At 73.5% G+C, this 6228-nt stretch carries 7 protein-coding genes and 1 pseudogene; 1 reads left to right on the forward strand and 7 read right to left on the reverse strand.

Annotated elements, in window-relative coordinates; genetic code table 11:
* Positions 1–113: 113 nt before the first annotated feature.
* Positions 114–701, forward strand: coding sequence for a DUF2231 domain-containing protein (locus tag VFN12_RS00315; RefSeq protein WP_325116536.1), 588 nt, complete (start codon positions 114–116; stop codon positions 699–701).
* Between the two features lie 3 nt (positions 702–704).
* Here the strand turns inward: VFN12_RS00315 and VFN12_RS00320 are convergent, their stop codons facing one another.
* The 7 genes and pseudogenes from VFN12_RS00320 to VFN12_RS00350 all read right to left on the reverse strand — a co-directional run.
* Positions 705–1139, reverse strand: coding sequence for a VOC family protein (locus VFN12_RS00320; protein WP_325116537.1), 435 nt, complete (start codon positions 1137–1139; stop codon positions 705–707).
* 42 nt (positions 1140–1181) lie between these two features.
* Complete coding sequence (locus VFN12_RS00325; RefSeq protein WP_325116538.1) at positions 1182–1631, reverse strand: hypothetical protein; 450 nt, start codon at positions 1629–1631, stop codon at positions 1182–1184.
* On the reverse strand, positions 1628–2461 hold the full coding sequence (gene pyrF / locus VFN12_RS00330) for an orotidine-5'-phosphate decarboxylase (protein WP_325116539.1): 834 nt from the start codon (positions 2459–2461) through the stop codon (positions 1628–1630). Before pyrF ends, VFN12_RS00325 begins: the two co-directional genes overlap by 4 nt.
* A complete protein-coding gene (locus VFN12_RS00335) occupies positions 2458–3297 on the reverse strand; it encodes a hypothetical protein (protein ID WP_325116540.1) in 840 nt (279 codons plus the stop codon). The genes pyrF and VFN12_RS00335 overlap by 4 nt, the downstream gene beginning before the upstream one ends.
* An 84-nt stretch (positions 3298–3381) precedes the next feature.
* A complete protein-coding gene (locus VFN12_RS00340; protein WP_325116541.1) occupies positions 3382–4770 on the reverse strand; it encodes a hypothetical protein in 1389 nt (462 codons plus the stop codon).
* An 86-nt stretch (positions 4771–4856) separates the two neighbouring features.
* Entirely contained in the window at positions 4857–5693 is an 837-nt protein-coding gene (locus VFN12_RS00345) for a hypothetical protein (protein ID WP_325116542.1), read from the reverse strand.
* A 102-nt stretch (positions 5694–5795) separates the two neighbouring features.
* Positions 5796–6228 (reverse strand): annotated as a pseudogene (locus tag VFN12_RS00350) (dihydroorotate dehydrogenase (quinone)); the annotation flags it as partial.

Here is a 6228-nt window from a genome sequence, read left to right on the forward strand (position 1 = left end):
ATGGGGCAAATCTCTGCACCGGCGGCGATTGACCTCGTCGGTCGCCCGGGGCAACGATGGTCCGACCGCGCCGGCCCGCTCACGCCGAGCTCGCGATCGTCGAGGAGGAACAGATGAACGCTCTCGAACCGCCGCCAGGGATCGTGCGCTGGACCCGCCAGCTCGAGGGGACCGAAGCGCTCGACCAGCCCGTGGCCGCGCTGGAGCCCCTGGTCGAGAAGGTGTTCGGCACCGGAGCCCGAGGGTCCCTCCTGCGCGGCGACTGGCTCGGTCACGCGGTGCACCCGCTGCTGACCGACGTCGTGCTGGGCACGTGGACCTCGGCCAGCATCCTCGACCTGGCCGGAGGGCGCGACTCGACCGTGGCCGCCCAGAGGCTGGTGGGGGCCGGCCTGCTCGCCGTCGGCCCGACGGCCTGGACCGGATGGGCGGAGTGGTCGGAAGCAGGAACTCGCGAGAAGCGGGTGGGGCTGGTCCACGCCGTGACCAACGCGGTCGCGATCGGCATCTACGCCGCTTCCTGGTCGGCCCGCCGCCGCGGCCGGCACGCACGCGGCGCCGGCCTGGCCCTGGCCGGAGCGGCCGTCTCGGGCGTCGGCGGCTACCTCGGCGGGCACCTCGCCGCCGCGCGCAAGGTCGGAAGCCACCACCCTGCCTTCGACGACGCCGCTCAGTCGGCGCCGTCGAGCGCTACGTCCTGAGCCTCAGTCGAGGCAGAACTCGTTGCCCTCGATGTCCTGCATCGTCAGGCACGACTCGTTCTCCTCGTCGGCCAGCTGGAGCAGGACGCGCCTCGCGCCGAGCGTCTCGAGACGTGCGCCCTCGGCCTGGAGCACGGCCAGGCGCTCCTCCCCCACGAGCCCGGTGCCGACGCGGACGTCGAGATGCACGCGGTTCTTCACGACCTTGCCCTCGGGCACCCGCTGGAAGTACAGCCGCGGGCCCTCCCCCGAGGGATCCACGCACGCGAACCACGATCCCTGCTCCTCGGGCGGCTGCGACCGATCGAACTCCTCCCAGGTGGCGAACCCCTCCGGCGCCGGCGGAACGACGTACCCCAGCACCTCGCACCAGAAGCGCCCCACGCGCTCGGGCTCGGCGCAGTCGAAGGTGACCTGGAACTCCCTGACCGTCGGCATCGGCCCAACATAGTGCGACCGCCCGGCCCGAACCCGGGGCGGTCACAGCCAGAGCTGGGTCTTGCAGACGTCCAGCGCCTGCTGCCTGACGCCGGCGAGCGCGACCTCCGTCTCCTGCGAGCCCACCTCGTTGGCGGCCTGGGCGATCGCCTCCCGGTCCTCCTGGTCCAGGCCCTCGGGCGGCCTGCCCCCGGTGAAGTCCGACGGGTCGACGCCCGCGTCGTCGAGAGCCTGCTGCAGGGCCTCGATGCTGCGGATCACCTGCTGCCACTCGTCGTCGATGTCGCTGGGGGCCTCGGCGCGCAGCTCGCGGAAGCTGTCGAGCGCTTCGAGGAGCGCCGTGGGCCCGCCGTCGGCCATGATCGCGCTGAGCCGCTCCTGGTGGTCCTTCACCGCCTGGCAGTACTCCTCCTGCTCGCTGGCGCACCCGGCCAGTGGAGACACCAGCAGCACCAGCGCAGCCAGCGAGACCGTGCACCTGCTCCGCGTCATGCGCGCAGCCCGGACAGGTCGTCCTGCACCCGGAGTACGCCGTCACGGAGGGCCTGCCGGTCCGGACCCGCCTGCACCAGCTCGCGCGAGGAGCTGGCGAGCACCCGGCCCACGGAGCCGCCGAAGATCCGGCGGAGGTCGGCGACGGTGCCGCCCTGGGCGCCGTACCCGGGCGCGAGCAGGGGGCCGTTGATGTCGAGCGACTCCGCCGTGTCGCCGATCGTGGCGCCCACGACCGCGCCGAACGAGCCGAGCGGTTCGGCGCCCGCGTTGAGGCCCCGGAGCTGGTCGAGGACCGTCCCCGCCACCGTGGGTCCGGCGTGCGTGGTGGCGTGCTGGACCTCCGGGCCCTCCTCGTTGGAGGTGAGGGCCAGGACGAACACCCCGGCGCCGTGCTTGCGCGCGGTGTCGAACATCGGGCCGAGGGAGCCGACGCCCAGGAACGGGCTGGCGGTGACCGCGTCGGCGGCGAGCGGGGAACCGGGGTCGAGGTAGGCGTCGGCGTAGGCCTGGCTGGTCGACCCGATGTCGCCACGCTTCACGTCGAGCAGCACCAGCGCCCCGGCGGCCCGGGACTGCTCGATCACCCGCTCCAGCACCGCGATCCCGCGGCTGCCGTGCCGCTCGTAGAAGGCCGACTGGGGTTTCACCACCGAGACCAGCGGCGCGACGGCCTCGACGACGGTCAGGGCGAAGCGCTCGAGCCCGGACGGGGTGTCCTCGAGCCCCCAGGCGTGGAGCAGCGAGGCGTGCGGGTCGATCCCGGCACACAGCTGGCCGCGCTCCTCGAACGCGGCGACGAGGCGGGACCCGAAGGGCGACTGGTTCATGGGGCGTCCTGGAGCTCGGCCACGAGACGCGTGGCGGTGGTGGGGTCGTGCAGGAGCGCGGTGCCGACCTGGACCGCCGTGGCGCCGGCGCCGAGGAAGGACCACACGTCGTCGATGGTGCCGATGCCACCAGCGCCCACGACCTGGGCCTCGGGCAGGGCGGCGTGCACCTCCGCGACGCATCGCAGGGCCAGGGGTCGGATCGCGGGACCGCTGAGGCCTCCCGCGCGTCCGTCCGGCAGGGCCGCCGGCAGGGCGTTGCCCACGACGACGGCCGCGGCGCCGGCGTCCAGGACGGTGCGGGCGCTCTCGACGACCCGTCCCACGTCGGAGCGCACCTTGGCGATCGCCGGCATGCCGCGCGGGAGGTCGCGCTGGACCGCGGCGACGACGCTGGCGGCGTGGAAGGGCTCGCGGACGTCGAAGACGCCGCTGCCGGTGGCGTCGGGGGCCGACAGGTTCACCTCGACTCCGGCCACTCCCGGCGACCGGCCCAGCCGCCGGGCCAGCTCGGCGTACTCCCCCAGCGACTTCCCGGCGATCGAGACGAAGACGCGGACGCCCTGCTGCACCAGCCAGGGCAGCTCGGTCGCGAGGAAGTGGTCGAGACCGGGGTTCTGCAGGCCGATCGCATTGATGAAGCCCGAGGGGGTCTCCACGAGCCGCGGCATCCGGCCGCCCTGACGGGCGGTGACGGTGATCGACCGGGTGACGAAGCCGCCCAGTGCGGCCAGGTCGCCGTACGCCGCGAGCTCGCGGCCGGTGCCGCCGCACCCCGACGCCACCAGGATCGGGCTGGGCAGGGTGAGCCCGGCGAGCTCGGTCGGAGTGGCCACGTCGTCGAGCCTATGCGTTGCCCGGCCACGGCGAGGGGAGGACCCGGCGGGCGCCGTCGGCCCTCCCCTCGCCGCAGTGGCAGGTCAGTCGATCAGGCCCTCCTGGGTCTGCGGGTTCAGGTAGGGCAGCCGCTGCGCGCCCGCACGGGCCGGGTCGGACAGCAGCATCAGGTCGACACCGCGGCCGGTGTCGTTGGTGTGGACGAAGCCGTTGTACCAGTACGACGACCAGGTGTTGGCTCCGTGCGGGTCCTGGTGTGCCACCTCGACCGGATCCGTGGTGTCGGTGAAGTCGAACACCGTGGTGCCGCCGGAGTAGGCGGCCGAGACGCCGACGTAGCGGTCCTTCAGCGGCAGCACGTTGAAGTTGTGCATCGTGCACCGCGCGGTGTCGCCCTGGGTCCGCGGGATCTTGAAGTGGCTGTCCCACGCTTCGACGGACGAGCCGTCGGTGTTGTCCAGCGAGGCCACGTCGTAGATCCAGATGGACCCGACCGTCGACGGGTCGCTCGGGCGGCAGCGCGGCGAGGTCCCGCCACCGGCCTCGTCGCCGAACAGCACCGTGCGGCCGTCCCAGGTGAACGTGGCGCTGTGCCAGAAGTCGAAGTTCGGGTTGTGGATCCGCGCGACGACGCTGGGGTGCTCCCGGTCGCTGATGTCCCAGATCTGGCCCTCCCCGGCGCAGGCCGCCGCGGCCCGGTCGATCTCGGTGAACACGCTGATGTCATGGCAGCCGCGCCAGCCGGGCGTGCCGCGGTAGTCGTTGAGCGGCACCTGCGGCTCGCTCACCACGGAGGCCGACGCGGGGTCGGCCAGCGGCACCTCGACCACCGAGATCTTGCTGTGCCCGGTCGGGCTGCCGTCCTCGGCGATCCGCCGGCAGGAGTTTCCGTACGCCGACTCGGCCAGGGGCGAGGACGGGTACGACGCGACGTACAGCAGCGCGCGGTCGGGGCCGCTGGGCACCAGCGTGTGGGTGTGCGAACCGCAGTCGGTCGCGACCGCGCCGACATAGCTCGGGTTCGCGGGGTCGCGCACGTCGAAGATGCGGATGCCCTCGAAGCCGGGGGTGCCCGAGGGCGCGGCGGCGCTGTCGCAGCCCGGGCCGGTGCGCGGGGCGTCGATGGAGAGGAACAGCAGGCCCCGCCACACCGAGACGTCGTGCTGCGAGCCGGGGCAGGCCACGTTCGCGACGACGGTCGGCTGCTCGGGATCCGAGTGGTCGATGACCCGGAACCCTTCGTAGTTGCCGGCGTAGGTCAGCTTGCCCCAGAAGGCGAGGTCGGAGTTGCGGTACGAGGGCACCTCACTCGTCTTGGGCGCACTGCCCACGATCTTGAGGTTCCCGCTGCTGCTGGTGGGACTGGGGTCCCAGGTGCCGCCGTGGTCGTCGTGAGCGCTTGCGGTCGTGCCACCGAGGACGAGGGTTGCCGTCCCGAGGCCCAACGCGAGCCTGCGAAATCGTCGCTGCATCGCTACCTTCCCGAAATACGGTCCCGCTCGGGGGTGTGCGGGACTCCGCACGGCACCCTGCCACCGGGCCGCCGTCCTGCCAAGGGTCAGCCGATCGGCACCTCGGCGGCCAGGTCGTCCCACCGGACCCGGTCACCCCGGATGACCGGCCCGTCGACGCAGGCGCGGACCATGCGGGCGACGCCGTCCTCCCCCACGACCGGGACCGCGCAGCCCTGGCACAACCCGGTCCCGCAGGCCATCGGCTGCTCGACGGCGACCTGGCTCCACGCTCCGGCCTGCTCGGCGGCCGCGGCGACGGCGTGGAGGGTCGCCAGCGGCCCGGCGGCATAGACGACCTCGGCACCCGCCTTGGCCAGCACGTCGGGGAGCACATCGGCCACGCTCCCCCGGCTGCCGATCGAGCCGTCGCCGGTGACCACGGTGACCGCGCGGGCCGAGCGGCGGGCCTCCAGCGCGGAGAGGAGGTGGGCCTCGTCGGGGGCGGCCACGACCAGCGTGACCGCACAGTCGCGCTCGCGGAGCCGCTCGGCGAGGGGGAACATCGGCGCGGCGGCGTACCCCTCGCCGACGAGCACGCAGCTGACCGGTTCCTTGGGGAGGGCGAAGGGACGCCCGAGGGGCCCGGTGACCTCGACCCGAGCGCCGGCCGGGAGGGCTGCCAGCCAGGTGGTGCCGGGGCCGACCGGCTCGACGACGAGCTCGACGGTGGCGCCGTACCCTCCGGTGGGCTTGACCCGGTGGATCCACATCGGCCGGCGGGCCAGCCGGTCGGCTCCGGTCGAGAGGGCCACGAAGTTGCCGGGGCGGAACCGGTCGGGGATGCCCGGCGCCACCAGGGTCAGGTGGCGGTAGGCGCCCACCTTCCGGTTCGTCAGCACCTCGCCGAGGACGTGGACAGGGGCGTACGGCGACGTCGTCATCGGCCTCCTCCCCGCTCGTCGACCCCTAGCATGCCGTCGTGGCCATCCTCGGCACGAACGAGCCGCACGACCGCGTGTCGACCCGGTCACCCGACTCCACTGTCACGGTTGGTGATCCTCGAGGGCGGTCAGGAGCCGGTGTGGCCACAGCGGTCCCTCGTAGACGAACGCGGTGTAGCCCTGGAGCAGGGTGGCGCCGGCGTCGAGCCGGGCCCGGGCGTCCTCCACGGTGGTGATGCCGCCGACCCCGACCAGGGTGAGGTCGTCTCCGACCCGTCCCTTGAGCAGGCGGAGCACCTCGAGCGAGCGCTGCGTGAGAGGTCGGCCCGACAGACCGCCGGCGCCCACGCCCTGGACCGTCGCGGTGTCGGTGGCCAGCCCGTCGCGGCTGATGGTGGTGTTGGTCGCGATGATCCCGTCGAGGCCCACGGCGAGCGCGAGGTCGGCCACGGCGAGCACGTCGTCGTCGCTGAGGTCGGGAGCGATCTTGACCAGCAGCGGCAGGTGGGCGGCGGTGACGTCGTCGGCGGTGGCG

Source organism: Nocardioides sp., from assembly GCF_035703625.1.
Taxonomy (GTDB): domain Bacteria; phylum Actinomycetota; class Actinomycetes; order Propionibacteriales; family Nocardioidaceae; genus Nocardioides.